The organism is Buchnera aphidicola (Macrosiphoniella sanborni) (assembly GCF_005080885.1).
GTDB classification, from domain to species: Bacteria; Pseudomonadota; Gammaproteobacteria; order Enterobacterales; family Enterobacteriaceae; genus Buchnera; species Buchnera aphidicola_AU.
In genome coordinates, this window is sequence record NZ_CP034864.1 from 440,929 (window position 1) to 461,670 (window position 20,742).

Annotated in this window: 18 protein-coding genes; 4 read left to right on the forward strand and 14 right to left on the reverse strand. The window is 23.9% G+C overall.

The features are described 5' to 3' along the window. Positions 1-318: 318 nt before the first annotated feature. The 11 genes from ispF to mutS form a co-directional block, all read right to left on the reverse strand. A complete protein-coding gene (ispF, locus tag D9V74_RS01980) occupies positions 319-807 on the reverse strand; it encodes a 2-C-methyl-D-erythritol 2,4-cyclodiphosphate synthase (protein WP_158362804.1) in 489 nt (162 codons plus the stop codon). A 25-nt stretch (positions 808-832) separates the two neighbouring features. Beyond that, the gene (ispD, locus tag D9V74_RS01985) at positions 833-1,543 is read right to left on the reverse strand and encodes a 2-C-methyl-D-erythritol 4-phosphate cytidylyltransferase (protein ID WP_158362806.1); all 711 of its coding nucleotides are present in this window, start codon (positions 1,541-1,543) and stop codon (positions 833-835) included. Between the two features lie 58 nt (positions 1,544-1,601). Then, on the reverse strand, positions 1,602-1,793 hold the full coding sequence (locus tag D9V74_RS01990) for a septum formation initiator family protein (RefSeq protein ID WP_261979357.1): 192 nt from the start codon (positions 1,791-1,793) through the stop codon (positions 1,602-1,604). A 37-nt stretch (positions 1,794-1,830) separates the two neighbouring features. Then, the gene (cysC, locus tag D9V74_RS01995) at positions 1,831-2,448 is read right to left on the reverse strand and encodes an adenylyl-sulfate kinase (protein ID WP_158362810.1); all 618 of its coding nucleotides are present in this window, start codon (positions 2,446-2,448) and stop codon (positions 1,831-1,833) included. After that, positions 2,441-3,871, reverse strand: a complete 1,431-nt coding sequence (gene cysN / locus D9V74_RS02000; RefSeq protein WP_158362812.1) for a sulfate adenylyltransferase subunit CysN — start codon at positions 3,869-3,871, stop codon at positions 2,441-2,443. The genes cysC and cysN overlap by 8 nt, the downstream gene beginning before the upstream one ends. A 20-nt stretch (positions 3,872-3,891) precedes the next feature. Then, entirely contained in the window at positions 3,892-4,800 is a 909-nt protein-coding gene (gene cysD, locus D9V74_RS02005; RefSeq protein WP_158362814.1) for a sulfate adenylyltransferase subunit CysD, read from the reverse strand. A 50-nt stretch (positions 4,801-4,850) separates the two neighbouring features. Further along, positions 4,851-6,230: a siroheme synthase CysG gene (cysG, locus tag D9V74_RS02010; RefSeq protein ID WP_158362816.1), complete on the reverse strand. Its 1,380-nt coding sequence runs from the start codon at positions 6,228-6,230 to the stop codon at positions 4,851-4,853. Between the two features lie 221 nt (positions 6,231-6,451). Continuing rightward, on the reverse strand, positions 6,452-7,171 hold the full coding sequence (locus D9V74_RS02015; protein WP_410051777.1) for a phosphoadenylyl-sulfate reductase: 720 nt from the start codon (positions 7,169-7,171) through the stop codon (positions 6,452-6,454). A gap of 30 nt (positions 7,172-7,201) precedes the next feature. Continuing rightward, a complete protein-coding gene (gene cysI, locus D9V74_RS02020) occupies positions 7,202-8,911 on the reverse strand; it encodes an assimilatory sulfite reductase (NADPH) hemoprotein subunit (RefSeq protein ID WP_158362820.1) in 1,710 nt (569 codons plus the stop codon). Further along, entirely contained in the window at positions 8,911-10,716 is a 1,806-nt protein-coding gene (locus D9V74_RS02025; RefSeq protein WP_158362822.1) for an assimilatory sulfite reductase (NADPH) flavoprotein subunit, read from the reverse strand. The genes cysI and D9V74_RS02025 overlap by 1 nt, the downstream gene beginning before the upstream one ends. 181 nt (positions 10,717-10,897) lie before the next feature. Next, positions 10,898-13,303, reverse strand: a complete 2,406-nt coding sequence (gene mutS / locus D9V74_RS02030) for a DNA mismatch repair protein MutS (protein ID WP_158362824.1) — start codon at positions 13,301-13,303, stop codon at positions 10,898-10,900. A gap of 172 nt (positions 13,304-13,475) precedes the next feature. Here mutS and D9V74_RS02035 point away from each other — a divergent pair, with 172 nt between their 5' ends. Beyond that, positions 13,476-14,105 (forward strand): DsbA family protein, encoded by a 630-nt coding sequence (locus tag D9V74_RS02035; protein ID WP_158362826.1) that lies wholly within the window; start codon positions 13,476-13,478, stop codon positions 14,103-14,105. Between the two features lie 4 nt (positions 14,106-14,109). Further along, entirely contained in the window at positions 14,110-14,979 is an 870-nt protein-coding gene (locus D9V74_RS02040; protein WP_410051776.1) for a 5'-3' exonuclease, read from the forward strand. Positions 14,980-15,028: 49 nt separating this feature from the next. On the opposite strand, the gene yihA is transcribed toward D9V74_RS02040, so the two are convergent. Next, on the reverse strand, positions 15,029-15,640 hold the full coding sequence (gene yihA, locus D9V74_RS02045; RefSeq protein ID WP_158362828.1) for a ribosome biogenesis GTP-binding protein YihA/YsxC: 612 nt from the start codon (positions 15,638-15,640) through the stop codon (positions 15,029-15,031). Between the two features lie 215 nt (positions 15,641-15,855). On the opposite strand from yihA, the gene typA reads away from it, so the two are divergent. Then, positions 15,856-17,670 (forward strand): translational GTPase TypA, encoded by a 1,815-nt coding sequence (typA, locus tag D9V74_RS02050; RefSeq protein ID WP_158362830.1) that lies wholly within the window; start codon positions 15,856-15,858, stop codon positions 17,668-17,670. A gap of 100 nt (positions 17,671-17,770) precedes the next feature. On the opposite strand, the gene gmk is transcribed toward typA, so the two are convergent. Together gmk and ygfZ are read right to left on the reverse strand one after the other, a co-directional pair. Beyond that, on the reverse strand, positions 17,771-18,394 hold the full coding sequence (gene gmk, locus D9V74_RS02055) for a guanylate kinase (protein ID WP_158362832.1): 624 nt from the start codon (positions 18,392-18,394) through the stop codon (positions 17,771-17,773). Between the two features lie 83 nt (positions 18,395-18,477). Then, a complete protein-coding gene (ygfZ, locus tag D9V74_RS02060) occupies positions 18,478-19,449 on the reverse strand; it encodes a tRNA-modifying protein YgfZ (protein ID WP_158362834.1) in 972 nt (323 codons plus the stop codon). 182 nt (positions 19,450-19,631) lie between these two features. Here ygfZ and prfB point away from each other — a divergent pair. Further along, a protein-coding gene (gene prfB / locus D9V74_RS02065) for a peptide chain release factor 2 (RefSeq protein ID WP_261979374.1) occupies positions 19,632-20,730 on the forward strand; the annotation gives its coding sequence in 2 pieces (ribosomal slippage) (positions 19,632-19,706 and positions 19,708-20,730; 1,098 coding nt in all). The last annotated feature ends 12 nt before the right edge of the window (positions 20,731-20,742 follow it).

Here is a 20,742-nt window from a genome sequence, read left to right on the forward strand (position 1 = left end):
ATATTTTTAATTTATTTTAATTAAAAATATTAATAATATTATTATACTAAAAAAGTATATACTTTTTTAGAAAATATATTATCATTTAATTTGGAAATATTATATTAAAACATAATTTTTTTTTAGTAAAAATTATTTTATTTTTTATAATTAAAATATTCATGTATATAATAATAATAATAATATATTTTATACATTAGGAATGTAGATTAAGACAATAAAAAATAATATAAAAAATTTTAATTATAAATTTCATATATTATTTCAGAATAGAATCATTCAATATATAACATAGTATATAAATATAAAAGATAAGTATTATAGAGATATTGTTTTAATTTTCTTAAGTAAAACAATTGCTTGGCAAGCAATTCCTTCTTTTCTACCAATACAGCCTATCTTTTGAGCAGTACTTGCTTTTATGCTAATATTATCTATCTTAGTATGAAGATCTAATGATAAATTTGATCTCATAAAAAATGTATATGGTGACATTTTTGGATATTCTGTAATAATTGTAATATCGATGTTAGATATATTATAATTTTTTAATTGAATTTTTTTCCAAATTGTTTTTAATAATATTCGGCTGTCAATATTTTTATAGATTTTATTATTACTTGGAAAAAAAGTTCCAATATCACCCATAGAAGTAGCACCTAAAAGTGCATCGATTACTGCATGTATTAATAAATCACCATTAGAATAAGCAATTAAACCTTGATTACAAGGTATTATAACACCACCAATAATTAATGGTTTTTTACTTCCAAAAGAATGAAGATCAAAACCATAACCAATCCGCATAAATTATTCCTTTTCTGTTTATAATTTATATACAATTAGATCTTTGCAAATAAAATTTTGCAAGAAGAAGATCGTCAGGCCAAGTAATCTTAATATTTTTACTGCTTCCTAAGATGAGTAATGGAGTATATCCACAATATTCTAAAGCTGATGCTTCATCAGTTATATTAATTTTATCTTGAACAATTTTTTTTAAACAATATTTTAATAAATTCATTTGAAATAACTGAGGCGTTAAAGCATGCCATAAATTTTTTCTATCTAAAGTATATAAAGAATGTTTGTTTTTCATATTACTATATTTAATAGTATCAGATACCGGCCTTGCTAAAATAGCACCTACTGGATTTTTTTTAATAATTGATATTAAATTATCTAAATCTTTATAATTCAAACATGGACGAACTGCATCATGAATAATAACCCAATCTGCATCTGTTTCAAAAATTAATCCTGATAAAACAGAATACATTCTTTTTTTTCCACCTATTACAGATACAATACGTATATTAGATGATATTGATAATGTATGAAAATAATGATCTTGTTGATTTAAACTTACAACAATACGATTTATATTAGGATGTAATAATAACGTATTTAAGGTATGTTCAAGAATAGTACAATTTTGAATTTTTATATATTGTTTTGGCAAATTTGATTTCATTCTAGAACCAATTCCAGCAGCTGGGACAATAGCCATAATTTTTGGTTTATACATATTAAATAAGACCATATTATATTTAAAAATATAAAAATTATTTATTTCAAATAATTAATATAAATATTAAATTTTATTTTTGATGATTAATATCATTATTTAAATTTTTAATATTTGCAATTACTTCTTTGTTACGCATATCAAGATATTCATTATTTATTTTTTCCAAAATAACTTTTTTATATATTTTAATATAATCAAAAATACCATTTTTTCCTAACCAAAGAGAATATTGTAACCAAAATAACAAAAATAAAAAAAACATTTTCAATATTTTCATATTTATATTTAAACGGATTATATTAATTAAAAAATATTATATTATTTTCATACAAAATATTTATAATTTTTTTTGAATTTTCCTCTAAAGAGTATGTCCCATTTAAAATTAAACTAGGATTATCAGGAATTTCATATACAGATTGTACACCAGTAAAATCTAATATTTTACCTTCTCGAGCTTTTTTATATAATTTTTTTGGATCTCGAGATTCACAAATACTAATTGGTGTATTAACAAATATTTCTAAATAATTCTTCTTACCACCTAGTATATTACAAATCATTTCTCTTTGTTTTCGATAAGGAGAAATCACTGATATTAATGTTATTATTCCAGCATCTAACATCATTTTCACTATTTCCCCAATTCGTCTAATATTTTCATTTCGATCTATTTCACTAAATGTCAAATCCGAACAAAGACCAGATCTAATATTATCGCCATCTAATAAATAAGTATTAATACTATTTTTAAATAGTATGTTTTCTAAATGATTAGCAATAGTTGATTTTCCTGAACCTGAAAGACCAGTAAACCATATTGCAATAGATTTATGTTTATTTTTTATTTCACGTTTTTTACGTGTAATAGAATTATATTGCCAAAAAATATTTCTTTTAATATTATCATTATTCATCTTTATGAAAACCTTGATTATGAAAAATTTTTGGTATATTCCAATGCGGGAAATATCGAGAAATTAAATCATGTAATTCTGATTCGAATTTTTTTTCATAATTAAAAATCATATTATTTTTTGTTTTTATTCCTTCTATAATCATTCCAGCTCCTACAGTAATATTAGTCATAAGATCAATAAAAATCATACTACCTGTCATACGATTTTTTTCATAACTGTCAAATATCATTGGTTCACTAAAAACTACTATAATACGACCAATACTATTTAATTCGAGAGAATTAGTTTTAATTTTTACGAGAGTATTTATATTTATTTTAAATAAAATTTCTTTTATATGCACACGTGTTTTTTTACCTGATAACTTAATATTATATGATTGTCCTACTAGTAATTCCGCATCTATCATCCAAACAACATCAACAATTGCTTCTTTAAAAGATGTTAAAACAGAATTAATATCTACAAAAAAATCTCCACGATTAATATCTATTTCATCTTTTAAAGTAATAGTGATTGCTTCTCCGACTTCTGCATATTTTAAATCTTGATTAAATATAACAATTCGATTAATGTAAGAATTAATATTTATAGGTAAAATTTTAATAGGTTGACCAACATGAATTTTACCAGATACTAACATTCCAGAATATCCACGAAAATCTGAAGTAGGACGATTAATATATTGAACTGGAAATCTAATTTCTTCTGTATTATTATGATTTTTTATTTCTATTGTCTCTAAAATATTTAATAAGGTTGAACCCTGATACCAAGGAATCAGATTTTTTTTAAAAACAATATTTTCACCAATTAAAGCAGATATAGGAATAAAAATAATATTTAAATCATTAGCAAGCTTTTTAGAAAAAAGCAAAAAATTTTTTTTTATATTGATAAATCTTTCTTCTTCATAATTAACTAAATCCATTTTATTAATAGCTACAATTAAATTTTTAATACCAAGCAATGTTGAAATAAAACTATGTCTATAAGTTTGATCAGATAAACCCTTTCGAACATCAACTAATAAAATAGATAAATCACATGTAGAAGCTCCTGTAACCATGTTACGCGTATATTGTTCATGACCAGGTGTATCAGCAATAATAAATTTTCTTTTATTAGTAGAAAAATAACGATATGCTACATCAATTGTAATACCTTGTTCACGTTCAGATTGCAGTCCATCTACTATTAAAGCGAGATCTATTTCATTTCCTTGTGTGCCATGACGTTTACTATCATTTTTTAAGGAAAACAACTGATCATCATAAATTTGCTTAGTATCATGTAATAAACGACCTATTAATGTACTTTTACCATCGTCGACACTACCACAGGTTAAAAATTTTAATAAAGTTTTTTTTTGATTTGCATCAAACCATTTTTTAAAATTATCTAAAATATTCATGTTCATTTTATCATATTACCTTTTTTTTAAAAATAACCTTGTCTTTTTTTAAATTCCATTGAATTTTTTTGATCATAATCAATCGCGCGACCAACTCTTTCACTGGTCTTGACTATTAATGTTTCTTGAATAATATCTTCAATATTTACAGCTTCTGATTCAATAGCACTAGTTAAAGGCCAACAACCCAATGTTCGAAATCTCACCATTTTTTCTTTTATTATTTCATCATCTCCAATATTAATACGTTTATCATCAATCATAATTAATCTTCCGTTTCTTTCTAAAACTGGACGCATAGCAGCAAAATATAAAGGAACAATTTCAATTTTTTCTAAAAAAATATATTGCCAAATATCTAATTCAGTCCAATTTGAAAGTGGAAAAACACGGATATTTTCTCCAGGATTAATTTGACTATTATAATTCCACCATAGTTCTGGTCTTTGTTTTTTTGGATCCCATTGATGAAATGAATCACGAAAGGAATAAATACGTTCTTTAGAACGTGATTTTTCTTCATCACGTCTAGCTCCACCAAAAGCAGCATCAAAATTATATTTATTTATTGCTTCTTTTAGTCCTTCAGTTTTCATAATATTAGTATACTTATGTCCTCCATTTTCAAATGGATTCAATCCTAATAATTTTCCTTTGGAATGAATATGAATTATTAGTTCTATATTATAAGTTTTTGCAATATAATCTCGAAAACTATACATCTCTTTAAATTTCCATCCAGTATCTATATGAAGCAAAGGAAAAGGAATAGATCCAGGATAAAAAGCTTTTTTTGCTAAATGTAACATTACTGAAGAATCTTTACCAATAGAGTATAACATGACCGGATTTTGAAAATCTGCGACTACTTCTCGCATTATATAAATACTTTCAGATTCTAATTGACTCAAATGAGTAGTATTTTTTTTAAACATTATTTTTCCTGAAATCTATATAATCGTAAAAATCTATTATTAATAATATTTTATTTTATTTGAAACCATGATAATTTTTTATGTAAATTAACTACGTTTCCAACAATTAATAAAGAAGGAGTCATAGGTAATTTAATTATTTTTTCTATTTCTTCAAGAGAGCTTATAAAAACTTTTTGATCAGAAGTAGTACCGTTTTCAATAATAGCTATTGGAGTAGATTTTAATCGTCCATATGAAATTAATTTTTTGGATATTTCTACAACTTTTAAGACTCCCATATATATTACTAAAGTATAAGAAGAATCACACAAAAGTGACCAATTATTTGTAAAATTATTAGGACACTGATGTCCTGTAATAAATATAACACCTTGCGCGTACTTTCTATGTGTTAATGGTATACCACTATAAGCAGAAATACCAATAGCAGAAGTAATTCCTGGAACAACTTGAAAACTAACACCTGCATTTTTCGCTGCTTCTAATTCTTCTCCGCCCCGTCCAAAAATAAATGGATCTCCGCCTTTTAAACGTATTACTTTATTGCCTTTTTGAGCTAATTTTATTAATAATCTAATAATTTCTTTTTGATTAATACTTTTGAAACCGGCACGTTTTCCAACATATATAAGTTTAGCATCACGACGTACTAAATCTAAAACGTCTTGAGATACTAAAGCATCATATAATATTACATCTGCTTGTTGTAATATCTGTAGACCTCTTAAAGTTAATAAACCACTATCTCCTGGTCCGGCTCCAACTAAAATAATTTCGCCTATATTTTTAGAGATATTATTCTTAACCATATTTTCTTTTAAAATACTAATAGCTTGTTTTTTATTCCCATGAAGTATTTTTTCAAAAAATAAACCTTGGAATAATTTTTCCCAAAATCTACGTCGTTCTAAAAGACTAGAAAAATGTTTTTTAACAACATTTCTCCATTTTCCGGCAATTGTAGCTACATCACCTAATCTCATTGGTAGAATTGCTTCAATTTTTTCACGTAATAATCGTAATAAAACTGGAGCAGTACCTCCAGAAGACAAAGCTAGAATTATGGGCGAACGATTGATAATAGAAGGAAAAATAAAAGAACATTTTAACGTATCATCTACTACATTTAACAGTAAACAACGTTCATTGCATATCTTAAATAAATATTCATTTAATTCTATATCATTAGTAGCTGAAATTACTAAAAATATTTTTTTTAAATAAATTACATTAAACACATTAGATAATAAATTTATTTTTTTTTGATTTAATAAAAACTGTATATCTTTACATAACTTTTTAGAAATAACATTAATTATAGCTCCTGAACGAAGTAGTAATTTAATTTTATTAAATGCTACTTCTCCTCCACCAATGACTAAAACATTTTTAGATTTTAAATTTATAAAAATAGGAAAATAATTCACAATTGCTTTTTTCCAAAAAGAATTTATTATATTTTTTCTAAAATGAAACTATAATTTTTTATGTAAAATTTTTTAATTTAAAATTATATTATATGACTATATGTAATTACATACTAACTAAATAATGTAATGTATAAAAAATTTTTTAATAAAAACAATATAATTATAAATATTTATAAATAATACATTTTTTAAAAAAATATGATATTTATTTAAAGTAATTAGTGTTCATGTAAACCACATTCACGTTTTAAACCAAAAAAACGAGTGTTTTCTTCTAACATACCAGGAATGTATTTTTGCGTTGTATGTACATCTCCAACTGATAAATATCCTTGTTTATATAATGGATGTATTTCTAAATTATTTTTTTTTAAATATTTGTTTATTGTCTCATGAGACCAATCTAATATTGGTAACATTTTAAATATTCCTTTTTGAATAGAAAGATAAGGTAATTCATGACGACTTTTAGATTGCGAACGACGCAAACCAGAAAACCATGTTTGTACTGAAAGTTTCTTTAAAGCAAGTTTCATTGGTTGTACTTTATTCATATGATTATAAAAATTAATTCCTTTTATCCCTTTTTCCCATAATTTTCCATATCGTGCTTCTTGCCATGCAGGAGATATTTTTGATCGAAACACTTTGAGATTTAAATTAAATTTCTTAGTAAGAATATCAATAAAATTATATGTTTCTGGAAATAAATAACCAGTGTCAATTAATACAACAGGAATATCAGGTTTTTGTTGAATGATTAGATGTAACAAAACAATTGATTGAATACCAAAACTAGATGATAAAATATGTGAACAAGGCAAATTTTTTAATGACCAAGCAATACGTTCTTCTGCAGAATAATTAGATATCAATATATTATATTCAGATAGTAACTCATGTTGTTTTTCAGTATTTAATAAATTAATATTTTTCATATTATACATAGATATTATATTTCCTTTATACTAGCCCCAAAAATCATAAATAGGATTTACAATTTCTTTTACAAAATTTTTTCTAATAACAAAATCTCCAAAATCTTCTTTTTTATTTCTTTCTTTAGACCAAATTTTAATTAAATATTTTAAATGAATTAATATTTCTTTTTCAGTAATATTTTCTTTATAAATTTTTGGAATACGAGTACCTGTTCTATTTCCACCTATATATAAATTATAGCGACCTATAGACTTGCCAATTAATCCAATTTCAGCTAATAAAGATCTTCCGCAATTATTAGGACAACCTGATACACGTAAAATTATTATTTCTTTTTCTAAGCCATATTTTAACATGATATTTTCTAATTGAGTAATAAAAAAAGACAGCATTCTTTCAGCTTCAGCCATAGCTAATGGGCAAGTAGGAAAAGATACACATGCCATAGAATTTTTTCTTAAATTACTTATCTGATGTGTCAATTGATATGATTTTACTACTTCTTCTATTCTTTTTTTATTTTTTTTAGAAATTTCAGAAATAATTATATTTTGATTAGAAGTAATTCTAAAATTACCTTCATGAATACTTGCTATTTTTAATAATCCAGATTTAAACAATTTATCATTATTATCAGATATACGTCCATTTTGAACAAATAATGTTAAATTCCAATTGTGATTAATATCTTGCATCCACCCAAATCTATCTCCTCTACTAATAAAATTATAATAACGAATTGGTTCAAAACTAATACCAGCTCTTTTTTCAATTTCTTTTTTAAATAAATCTAATCCAAAATTATTTATAGTATATCTAGTTTTAGCATTATTTCGATCAGTACGATTACCCCAGTCTCTTTGAATTTTTACTATAACTTCAGCAATAAGTAAGGTATGTTTTTCTGGAATATAACCTATTTCTTGTGCAAGAAAAGGCCATGTATTTTTATTTCCATGAATAAAAGATAAACCACCACCTATTAGAATATTAAAACCAATAATTCTCTCATTCTCTACAATTGCAATAAAATTCATATCATTTGCGTATAAATCTACGTCATTATAAGGCGGAACTACAACGGTTGTTTTAAATTTTCTTGGTAAATAAGTTTTTCCTAAAATAGGCTCATGATCTGTTGTAAAAATTTTTTTTTGATCTAACCAAATTTCTGCATATGCTTTAGTACGAGGTAATAATAAATTTGAAATTTTTTTAGACCATTCATAAGCTTGTTGATGAATTACAGATTCTAAAGGATTTGATGTGCATAATACGTTTCTATTTACATCATTAGCAGTACCTAATGAATCTAATCCTATATCACGTAACATCTTATGTACGTTTTTCAAATTTTTCTTTAAAATACCATGAAATTGAAAAGTTTGACGATTAGTTAAACGAATTGTTTTATATAATGTATATTTATTAGCAAAATTATCAATCTTTAACCATTTTTTAGCTTCAATCACTCCACCAGGTAATCGGCAACGAAGCATCATTGCGTGACGAGGTTCTAGTTTTTGTTCATGACGTTCTAAACGTAAATCACGGTCATCTTGTTGATACATGCCATGAAATCGAATAAGTGAAAAATTATCTCCAATAAAACCATTAGTTATTTCATTTTTTAAATCATCAACAATCGTCCCTCGTAAATAATTACTATTTTCTTTAATACGTTCTGCATCAGTTAATTTCTTTCCATGAAATTTGTTTTTATGATTATTTTTCATTAATATACATCTCTTTTATAACGTTCATTTAAACGAAGATTATTTAAAAATTCATCAGACTTTTCAAGATTCATATTACCGTATTTACTGATAATATTTAGTAATGTGTTTTCAACATCTTTAGCCATATTCGATGCATTACCACAAACATATATTACTGCTCCTTCTTGAATCCAACACCATATTTCTTCTCCATATTCTTTCATTTTATCTTGTACATATAATTTATATTCTTGATCTCTCGACCAAGCTACATTCATATTAGTAATCAGTCCTTTTTTAATATATTGTTGCCATTCTATTTGATATAAAAAATCTTCAGTAAAATTTGGATTACCAAAAAAAATCCAATTTTTTCCTTTAGCAGAATCATTATCTCTTTGTTGCATAAAAGCACGAAAAGGAGCAATGCCAGTACCGGAACTAATCATTATAATTGGAATATTAGGATTATGAGGTAAACGAAAATTATTATTAGTTTCAATGTAAATTTTTATTAAATCATCAGATTTTAAAGTTTGTGATAAATAGCCAGAAGCTCCACCTAAATGTACAGCACCAGAGATTAATTTTTTCACAACACCCACGGTAATATGAATTTCGTCTGGTGTTTCTGCTTGAGATGAAGAAATTGAATATAATCTGGGTTTTAATGGACGTAATATACTAATGAATTCTTCAGAAGATATTTTTTTTGGATAATCATTTATCATCTTAATTAATGGAGTTTTGATAACATAATCTTGTAAATGTAATTCATTAGAGACAATATTTTTTAAAATTTTATTATTTGTAACATATGCATATTTTTTAACAATATCCTTAGTATTATTTGTTAATTCAAAATGATTTTGCAATGCATCAAATATAGTCATAATATTCTTTTTTACTTGAACTTTATTTAATTTATGCATCGAAAGTAATTCTATTATTTTTTTTACTAAATTAGTATCATTTTGATACCACACACCTAACGCATCACCAGGTGTATAATTAATATTTAAATTCTTAATATCAATTTCAATATGATGAACATCTTTGCTGGAATAACGACCAGTAATTTTTTGATTTACTGAAACAATAGCTGTAGCAGGATTATTTTTAGAAAATTCAGTCTTAAAATTTTTATATTGATTGTTTGTCTGTAAAGATTTCGAAAGAGATACAGAATTTGGATATTTATTATTAATAGCTTCCAATAACTGTTTAGACCATTGAATATAATTATCTTCATATTCAATATCAGCATCATATCGATCTATTAAAATGTTACCTCCTAATTCTTTAAATCTTTTATCAAAATCTTTTCCAGCTTGGCAAAATAAATTATAAGATTTATCTCCTAAACCAAAAATACTATAATATAAGTTATTTAAATTTGGAGCTTTTTTTGACATAATAAATTTGTATAAAGATAATGCTTCTTCTGGAGGTTCACCTTCTCCTTGAGTTGAAATAATCAAAATTAATATTTTTTCATTTTGTATTTTTTTAAACTTGTAATCAATAGCATTAATTAAACAACTACTTTTATTATTTTTATTAAAATATTCATGCAATCGTTCAGATAATAATTTTGCATTTCCAGTTTGAGAAGCTGAAATAATAGTAATTAATGAATTATTTGATTCTGACTGATTTATATTAAGAGATGAAGGAGCAGATAATTGATTTGCACTTTTCCAAAAATAACCTGATAACCAAGCACTTTGAATGTTAGAACAAGTATTTTCAAGTTTTTCTAAATAATTTATTTGCTCTGAAGTTAAAGGTAGTAAAGGATTAAACATATTTTGATTGTTCATTCTGCTAAATATCCAAATTTTATTAAATGAAATAACTATTATGATTAATAAAATATAATTTACAGAAAATATTAATTTTTAGCTACTAGATAAAATCAAAAATTTTTTGAAATTATTGAAATTTTTGAATTCACAATAAATTATTGATACACTAAATTACTAAAAATATATTACTCTAATATTATATTTTTTCTATTTCTTTTAATTTTTTTTTAGCATTTTTTATAACAATATTAGGTAATCCAGACAATGCAGCCACAGATATACCATAACTTTTTTTTGATATACCATTTTGAATTTTATATAAAAAAGATATATTTGAATTATATTTAATCGCAGTAAAATAAAAATTTTTTACATATTTTTCTGTAAATTCTAATTTTGTTAATTCAAGAAAATGAGTAGATATTAATGTCATAGATTTATTTTCATTTATTAAGTATTTTGCACATGCCCAAGATAAAGACAATCCATCATTAGTTGCAGTACCTCTTCCTAGTTCATCAATTAAGACTAAACTATATTTTGTTGCATTATGAAGAATATTAGATATTTCTGTCATTTCTATCATAAATGTTGAATATCCGTTACTTAAATCATCTGAAGCACCAATCCTAGTAAAAATTTTATCGATAGGACCAATTAAAGCATATTTAGCAGGAACAAAACTACCTATTGCAGACATAATAATAATAAGAGCTATTTGACGCATATAAGTACTTTTACCACCCATATTAGGACCAGTAATAATTAACATTTTTTGATGTTTTGATAAAACAACTGAATTGCTTATAAACGGTGTATCTAAAAAACATTCAACAACTGGATGACGACTGTCTAACAAAGAAATACCATATTTTTTACTCATAATAGGACATACGTAATTTAAAGATATAGAACGTTCAGATAAATTTGATAAGACATCTAATTCTGCAAGTGCTAATGCACTATTTTGTAAATTTTCTAAATCCGGTTCAATAATATCAAAAATTTCTTCATACAATTTCTTTTCTAGAAATAAAGCTTTTATTTCTGCATTAGATAATTTTTCTGCATATTTTGTTAATTTAGCAACCTTATAACGTTCTACATTTTTTAACGTTTGTATTTTAAGATAATCTTTAGGAACTAAAGAAACATGACGTTTACTTACTTGAACATAATAACCAATAATTTTATTAAATTTAATTTTAAATGAATTAATTTTTAACTTTTTTTTTTCTTTTTCTTCAAATATTTGAATATATTTTGTAAAGTTTTTTTTAATTAATCGCAACTCATCTAATTCAGTATTATATAATGAAGCGATTACATAACCATCTTGAATTAACCTAGATGGAGTTAAACTGATTGCTTTTTTTAATAAAATAGAAATTTCCTTAAAGCAACCAATAGTACAACTGATTTTTTTGATATGCTGAGATTTGATTTTTTTTAATATAAATTGTAAATTTGGTAATATTTCTAATGTTGATCGCATCCTCACAAAATCATAAGGCAATGCTGTACGTAAACACAAACGCGTATAAATTCTTTCTACATCATTTACTTGACGAAGAATATATTGTATTTCTTTATAGAAACATTGTAAATATTTAACACTTTCATGACGATTTCTAATTATATCAATATTTTTTAATGGAGAATTCAACCAACGATTTAACAATCTGCTTCCCATTAATGTAACAGTTTTATTCAATATTTTAGACAGAGTATTTTTTTTCTCTCCTGATATATTATAAATAATTTCTAAACTCTTTCGTGTACTTGAATTCATATAAATATTATCTTCAATATAATTATATTTTAAATTACGAATATTAGGCAAAATATTCATATGCATCAATTTAACATATTGAAGCAAAGCACCAGCTACTCGGATAATAAAATCATCTTTTTTAATTCCAAATCCATTTAAATTATGAGTCTTAAATTGTAAGTTCAATAACTTGTATGACATTTTTAAATCAAAATCTAATAATGGACGTTTGCGAATACAGTTTCTTTTTTTGATTAAAAAAAGATCTGAAAAATTTTCTGGATAAATTATTTCTTTAGGATTAGTACGTTCAATTTCTGAAAGTAAAGCACTATGACAAAAAATTTTAGATACACCAAAAAAACCTAAAGAAATATCTAGAATCGCATATCCAAATTGGTTACCTTCTTGCCAAATAGAAGCTATAAAATGATCTTCATTTTCTTCAAGAAAAGCCTCATCTGTAATAGTTCCTGGAGTTATAATACGCACAATCTTACGAGAAATTAATTTTTTATTCAGATTATTATTTTCTTGAACTTGATCACATACTACAATAGATTCTCCTAATTTTATTAGTTTTGATAAATAATATTCAGATTTATGACACGGAATACCAGCCATGGGGATAATTTTATTATTTGAATAACCTTTCTTAGTTAAAGTAATTTTTAACAATTTAGAAATCCGTTCCGCATCTTCATAAAACAATTCATAAAAATCACCCATTTGATAAAAAAGCAACATATCTGGATGTTTTGATTTTAAAGATAAATACTGTTTTATCATCGGAGTATGATTAGTTAATATATTATTTTTTTTTTTCATAATTTTAAATTAATGGTGCTCTTCTCTTTCAAATAAATATATTTTAATAAATATATTTTAAAATATATAAATGTAGTATTTTTTATTGATATATTATATTATTTTATTTAAATTAATTAATTTGATTTTTTTAGATACATAACATAAATAACTAAAAATATTATATAAATAAATGAAGAAAATAATTATTATATTATGGAGTATAATTTTATCAGTGAATACTCTAGCATATGAATTTCGAAACGGACGAGAATATATTAAAAAAAATAAAGTTGTACATAACGTACCTAGTATTATAGAATTTTTTTCTTTTTTTTGTCCCTATTGTTATGAATTTGAAAAAGTACATAACAGACAAAACTTAATAAAAAAAAAATTAACACAAAATATTCAAATTAAAAAGTATCATGTTAATTTCTTAGGAGGTAAATTAAGTCTAATATTAACTAAATCTTGGATAATTGCTCAACAAATGGGAGTCGAAGAAAAAATTATTTTACCTATTTTTAAAGGTATTCAAGAGACTCATACAATTCACAATATTAATAATATAAAAAAAATATTTAAAAAAGAAGCGGGAATTAGTGAAAATAAATTTGATAATTTCTGGAATAGTCTAACACTTAACATATTACTCAAAAAAATTAATTTAGATATTAAAAAATCTGATTTAGATCATATCCCTGTAATGCTGATTAATGGAAAATATATCGTAGATTATGCTAAATTAGAAACAATTTTTCAAGAAAATTTTTCTAAAAAATATATTGCACTAATTAACTTTTTAATTAACAAAAAATGAAAAAATGATGTATAAAAAACAAAAAAATCCAGTTATCATCATTGATGGAAGTTTGTATTTATATTCATCTTATTATGGATTTCCTAATTTTGAAAATCATTTAGGAGAACCATGTGGTGCAATATATGGAATGTTAAAAACAATAGATAAAATTTTAAAAAAATACAAAAATTCGAAAAAACTTATTATTATATTTGATTCTTATCAGACAACATTTCGAAAAATATTATTTAAAGAATACAAAAAAAATAGATCTCCTATGCCAAAATCACTTTCTATTCAAATTAATCCTCTTTTAAATATACTGAATAAAATTGGTATCAAAACATTATTTATACCAGGAATTGAAGCCGATGATATTATCGGTAGTTTAGCATCACAATTAGAAGCTAAAGGTGAAAATATATTAATCATTAGTCATGATAAAGATATGTTACAACTCGTCACAAAAAATATTTCTATTTTCAATAAAAAAAATGATACGATTATTACACCAGAAAAAATAAAAGAAAAATATGGAATTAAACCTAAAGAATTTATCGATCTTTTAGCTTTAATAGGTGATGTTTCTGATAATATCCCTGGTATTCCTAAAATTGGAATAAAAACTGGATTATCTTTATTAAATAAATTTTCTAGTATTCAAAAAATTTATGAAAATATAGAAAAAATACCATATTTACCATTTCGAAATGCTAAAAATATTACAATACAATTAAAAAAATATAAAGAAATTGCTTTTCTTTCATACAAATTAGCACAAATACAATTAACTGTACCTATTAATGTAAAGACAGAAGATATACTTTTACAAAATTATTCTTCTAAAAATTTATTTAAAGTTTTTAAAAACTACATCTTCAAAAAAAAATAATTATTATATATATATTTGATTTAAATATAATTTTTTACAATCTATATATTTAAATATAAGTATTATAAAAATTATTTAAAATTAATTTAAATTGAGAAATACCAATTTTTTTATGAGATGAAAATAGTAATACTTCAAAAAAATTTAAAAATAACTTCAACTGTTTATATACTATATTAAATTGTTTCTGACGATTCTGCATTTTTAATTTATCACATTTATTCAACAAAATTATTATAAATACTTTTTTCTTCATAGCAATATTAATAATATTTTGATCTAATTTTTTAAGTGGATATCTAATATCCATAATTAATACAAATGTTTTTATTTGATTTCTTTTTTTTAAATAATTAACAATTATTTTCTGCCATTTTTTTTTAATAAATATAGGTACTTGAGTATAACCATATCCAGGTAAATCTACTATTCTAAATCCAGGACATACTTGAAAAAAATTAATTAATTGTGTTCTTCCAGGGGTTTTACTAAAACGAGCTAGTTGTTTTCGATTAGTTAAAGCATTAATTACACTAGATTTACCTGAATTCGAATAACCAAGAAACGGAATTTCATAACCATCATGAATATCTATATCAATTATTTTCGAGTAACTTTTTAAAAAAAATGTTTTATTGTAATCTAAATCTAATGAATGCACTATTGAATCCTATATTTATAGTGGAAAATATTAAAATAAATTTTTAAGTCTAAGACTTTATTCATTCTTATTATTGTATTAAAAAATATTTTTATAATATCTTATAAATAATATTTCCCCGAAAATAAATTTTATCTCATCATATAATCAGTCTTAAAATATTCACCAACTATAAAATATTCATTAACTAAAATTATTTATCATCAGGAAAGAATATGTATCGAAATATAAGAAATATTGCTATTATAGCACATGTTGATCATGGAAAAACTACATTATTAGATCAACTGTTGCAACAATCAGGAACTTTTGAAGAACATGAAGAAAAAACTGAAAGAATTATGGATTCTAATGATTTAGAAAAGGAACGAGGAATTACTATTTTTTCTAAAAACACCTCTATTAGATGGAATAATTATAAAATAAATATTGTTGATACTCCTGGACATGCTGATTTTGGAGGTGAAGTAGAACGTGTAATGTCTATGGTAGACTCAGTTCTTTTAGTTGTAGATGCATTAGATGGACCTATGCCACAAACAAGATTCGTAACTAAAAAAGCATTTAAATACGGATTAAATCCAATAGTTGTAATTAACAAAATTGATCGACAAAATACACGTCCTGATTGGGTCGTAGATCAAGTTTTTGATTTATTTGTTAATCTAGATGCTAATGATCAACAACTAGATTTCCCTATTATTTATACTTCCGCTATTCTTGGTACTTCAGGAAGAAATTATCTAAAAATGCAAAATAATATGATCCCATTATATGAATCAATTATTCAATATGTTCCTGTTCCTAAAGTTAATCCTAAAAAAAAATTTCAAATGCAAATTTCACAACTAGATTATAATAATTATTTAGGAATAATAGGTGTTGGACGCATTCAACAAGGTTCTATTAAACCTAATGATTCAGTAATAGTTATTGATAGTTCAGGAAAACATCGTAGTGGAAAAGTAAATAAAGTATTAAATTATTTTGGTTTAAAAAGAATAGAGACAAATCAAGGAAATGCAGGAGATATAATTGCTATTACAGGTCTAAATACATTAAATATTTCAGATACTATTTGTCACCCAGATAATTTACAACCATTACCAAAATTAAGTATAGATGAACCTACTGTAAACATGTTTTTTTCAGTTAATACATCTCCTTTTGCAGGCAAAGAAGGTAAATTTCTAACATCTCGTCAAATTTTAGAAAGATTAAAAAAAGAAACTATACATAATGTAGCTTTAAAAGTTTCAGAAACAAAAGACTCAAATACTTTTTCCGTCTCTGGACGAGGTGAATTACATCTATCTATATTAATAGAAAATATGCGTCGTGAAGGATTTGAATTACAAGTTTCTCGTCCAAAAATAATTTTTCGTGAAATAGATAAAATTCAACAAGAACCATATGAAAACGTTACTTTAGATATTGAAGAAAAACATCAAGGCAACATTATGCAACTTATAGGGATGCGAAAAGGTACATTAAAAAATATGATTATAGATCGACAAGGAAGAGTACGTCTTGAATATATATTATCCAGTAGAGCATTAATTGGATTTAGATCAGAATTTATAAGTATTACCTCTGGTACAGGACTTTTTTATTCATCTTTTAGCCATTATGATATTATGTGTAATAATGATATTGGAAAAAGAAAAAATGGAGTTTTAATAGCTAATAGTACAGGAACAGCAGTAGGTTTTTCTTTGTTTAATTTACAAGAACGGGGAAAATTATTTATAGAACATGGAACTCAAGTATATGAAGGACAAATAATAGGGTTACATAATCGTTCTAATGATCTAACAGTTAATTGTTTAATTGGAAAAAAATTAACTAACATGAGAGCATCTGGGACAGATGAAGCAATAACTTTAACAACAGCTATTCATTTAACATTAGAAGAATCGCTAGGATTTATTAATGATGATGAACTTATAGAAGTTACACCTAAATCTATTAGATTACGTAAATTTCATTTAAAAGAAAACGAAAGAAAAAGAGCTAATCGAAATAAATAATTAATTTAAAAAAACTGCATTGATAAAAAAATATCAAATTATTTTTAAATTATATAATTCTATTTTTTCAATAGAATTATATAAAAAATATTTTTAAAAATTAAAGTGTTAATAAATTTGAAATTAACAAATTGTATTTATTTCTTTGATGTACTAAACATAAATGTTCAGCAGTAATAATAGTTTTTAAGTCGTTTACTGCTGTTTGAAAATCATCATTAATAATTAAATAATCATACTCTGAATAATGTTTCATTTCATCTACTGCTTTTTCCATTCTATTTGCAATTACTGTTTCACTATCTTGACCTCTTGTTCTTAACCTTTTATATAATGCATCTTTAGATGGAGGTAATAAAAAAATACTTTTTGATTCTGGTATTTTATTTTTAATTTGTTTTGCTCCTTGCCAATCAATATCAAGAAAAATATTAACTCCAGAAAAAAGCATTCTTTCAATAAATTTACGAGAAGTTCCATAATAATTATTAAACACTTTAGCATATTCTAAGAAAGATTCTTTTTGAATCATAATTTGAAATTCTTTTTTTGATATAAAGTAATAATGTTTGCCATGTAATTCACCAGGTCGTATAATTCGAGTAGTATGAGAGATTGATAATTGAATATCATATGAATGTTTTGAGTTTAATAATCCTTGAATTAAACTTGATTTTCCTGTTCCACTGGGAGCTGAAATAATAAAAAGAATACCTTGAGACATGATGTTGTTATAAAAAGTACTTTAAATAAAATTTTATAAACAAAAATATTTTATGTATAAAAATATATAAATAAAAAAATAATTTATATGCATACTTTATTTCTTTTAAAAAAAATATTTTTGAATCCATATACTCTAAATGAACTATCGATATTAACAGATTTATCTAAAACTACTTGTATATATGTTTTATCATATTTAATGTTTACAAAAGATAACAAAACACCAATTTTCAACCATTTTTTGTTAATTTGAACTTCAATACATGAGCCTATTTTAGGAAAAATATTCTCCATACTTATTAACGAGTATAAAAAGTATTTATTTGAATTTTTAAAAAATATTCTCGCTATTATTTCTTGTCCATAATAACATCCTTTATTAAAATTAATAGCATTTAGTAAATCTAAATTAATAGCTTGTGGCGTAAATTTTTTCGAACATATTGCATCAATAACAGGAAAACCTGCTTCAATTTCTAATGACAACCATTGCTTACTATTATTAAAAAAAATTTTTTTATTAATTTTATTTTTAAATAATTCAAATTCTAATACAGAAAAAATTAATAAAAATCGTTCTGATGGTTCAGAATACCATAATAAGGTTATATTATTTTGATGTATTACTGGACAATTCTTATTTGGTATTTTAATAAACATAGTTAATAAAAACGATTTAGTTTCAAATCCTGCAAATCCTATTAAAACTATATTATTTAATTCATGAAATTGTATTTTTGAAAAAATAGAATATTTTTGAATCTCTTTAATTTGTATTTTTGAAATAGTTTTACGTTGAATATAAGCATAACCTTTTTGATAATGAAATAAACGCATAGTGCTCCATACTTTTCCATTAATATTACAATGTGCACAAAGTGTATGTTGTGTTTTTAATAACATATTCATATCAATAGTTAATTGATTTTGTAAATATTTTTTACTATCTACTCCAGATACATAAACAAGAGACCATTCTTTTAGAAGAATCATTGTTAATGATAGTTGATTTGAAAGATAAATAACATCTTGTAATAATATAAATGATGACATTGTTATTTTCCTGAAAATAATACTGAAAAATAATATAAACTAAATCAAATTAAAATAAATGCATCTATTTTGTCAAATAGATATATTGAAAAAATACTTATTATGATATTTATCTTAATAAACATTAAAATTTATTTTTTTGTATGTAAATTAAATAAAATTAATAGAAGAACTATAAAATGATGCTGGAAAAAAAAAATCTTAAAAATCAAATTAAAAGTTTTAAAAAACGTATAGACGACCTTAAGAGGTATCTTTGACTATTCTAAAAAAAAATCACGTCTTTTAGAAATTCATATAGAATTATTATCACCTAAAACATGGAAAGATCAAGAATCTACAAAACAGTTAAACAAAGAAAAATATTTTTTAAATTCTATAATACACAATATCAATAAAATAGAAGAAAATATAAAAGAAATAACTATTTTTCTCGAATTAGTAACAGATAAAAAAGATTATATAATATTACAAGATATTTTCATAGAAATACAAAAAATAGAAGAAAAAATAAAAAAACTAGAATTTTATCGTATGTTTTCAAAAAAAAATGATCATTGTAATTGTTATATCGACATACAATCTGGTTCAGGAGGGACAGAAGCACAAGATTGGGCATATATGTTACTTAGAATGTATTTAAGATGGGCAGATAAAAAAAAATTTAAAACAGAAATGATTTATGAATCCGTTGGAGAAATTGTAGGAATTAAATCTGCTACTGTTAGAGTCATTGGAGAATATGCTTTTGGATGGTTACGAACTGAAACAGGAATACATCGTTTAATTAGAAAAAGCCCTTTTGATTCTGGGAAAAGAAGACATACTTCATTTAGTTCAATTTTTATATATCCAGAAATAGATAATAAAATTGATATCAATATTAAATCTTCTGATCTAAGAATTGATGTTTATAGAGCATCTGGAGCAGGTGGGCAACATGTAAATCGCACAGAATCAGCTGTTCGTATTACTCATTTACCTACAAATATCGTAACACAATGTCAAAATAATCGTTCACAACATAAAAACAAAGAGTACGCAATTAAACAAATGAAATTGAAGTTATATGAAATGCAAATGCAAGCCAAACAACAAGAAAAACAAAAAATAGAAAAAAATAAATCTGATATCACCTGGGGAAATCAAATACGATCATATATATTAGATAACTCAAAAGTAAAAGATCTCCGTACAAAAATTGAAACCACAGATATTCAAGCAGTTTTAAATGGTGATTTAGATAATTTTATTGAGCAAAGTTTAATTATTGGACTATAAAAAAATAATATA

Excerpts from the sequence above, each read along its gene's own strand:
- cysN (WP_158362812.1), bottom strand. The coding sequence starts at position 3,871 with ATGAACATGAATATTTTAGATAATTTTAAAAAATGGTTTGATGCAAAT.
- D9V74_RS02040 (WP_410051776.1), top strand. The coding sequence starts at position 14,110 with ATGATGTATAAAAAACAAAAAAATCCAGTTATCATCATTGATGGAAGT.
- D9V74_RS02025 (WP_158362822.1), bottom strand. The coding sequence starts at position 10,716 with ATGAACAATCAAAATATGTTTAATCCTTTACTACCTTTAACTTCAGAG.
- cysD (WP_158362814.1), bottom strand. The coding sequence starts at position 4,800 with ATGTTTAAAAAAAATACTACTCATTTGAGTCAATTAGAATCTGAAAGT.
- typA (WP_158362830.1), top strand. The coding sequence starts at position 15,856 with ATGTATCGAAATATAAGAAATATTGCTATTATAGCACATGTTGATCAT.
- mutS (WP_158362824.1), bottom strand. The coding sequence starts at position 13,303 with ATGAAAAAAAAAAATAATATATTAACTAATCATACTCCGATGATAAAA.
- ygfZ (WP_158362834.1), bottom strand. The coding sequence starts at position 19,449 with ATGTCATCATTTATATTATTACAAGATGTTATTTATCTTTCAAATCAA.
- D9V74_RS02035 (WP_158362826.1), top strand. The coding sequence starts at position 13,476 with ATGAAGAAAATAATTATTATATTATGGAGTATAATTTTATCAGTGAAT.
- ispF (WP_158362804.1), bottom strand. The coding sequence starts at position 807 with ATGCGGATTGGTTATGGTTTTGATCTTCATTCTTTTGGAAGTAAAAAA.
- D9V74_RS01990 (WP_261979357.1), bottom strand. The coding sequence starts at position 1,793 with ATGTTTTTTTTATTTTTGTTATTTTGGTTACAATATTCTCTTTGGTTA.
- cysI (WP_158362820.1), bottom strand. The coding sequence starts at position 8,911 with ATGAAAAATAATCATAAAAACAAATTTCATGGAAAGAAATTAACTGAT.
- cysC (WP_158362810.1), bottom strand. The coding sequence starts at position 2,448 with ATGAATAATGATAATATTAAAAGAAATATTTTTTGGCAATATAATTCT.
- gmk (WP_158362832.1), bottom strand. The coding sequence starts at position 18,394 with ATGTCTCAAGGTATTCTTTTTATTATTTCAGCTCCCAGTGGAACAGGA.
- ispD (WP_158362806.1), bottom strand. The coding sequence starts at position 1,543 with ATGGTCTTATTTAATATGTATAAACCAAAAATTATGGCTATTGTCCCA.
- D9V74_RS02015 (WP_410051777.1), bottom strand. The coding sequence starts at position 7,171 with ATGAAAAATATTAATTTATTAAATACTGAAAAACAACATGAGTTACTA.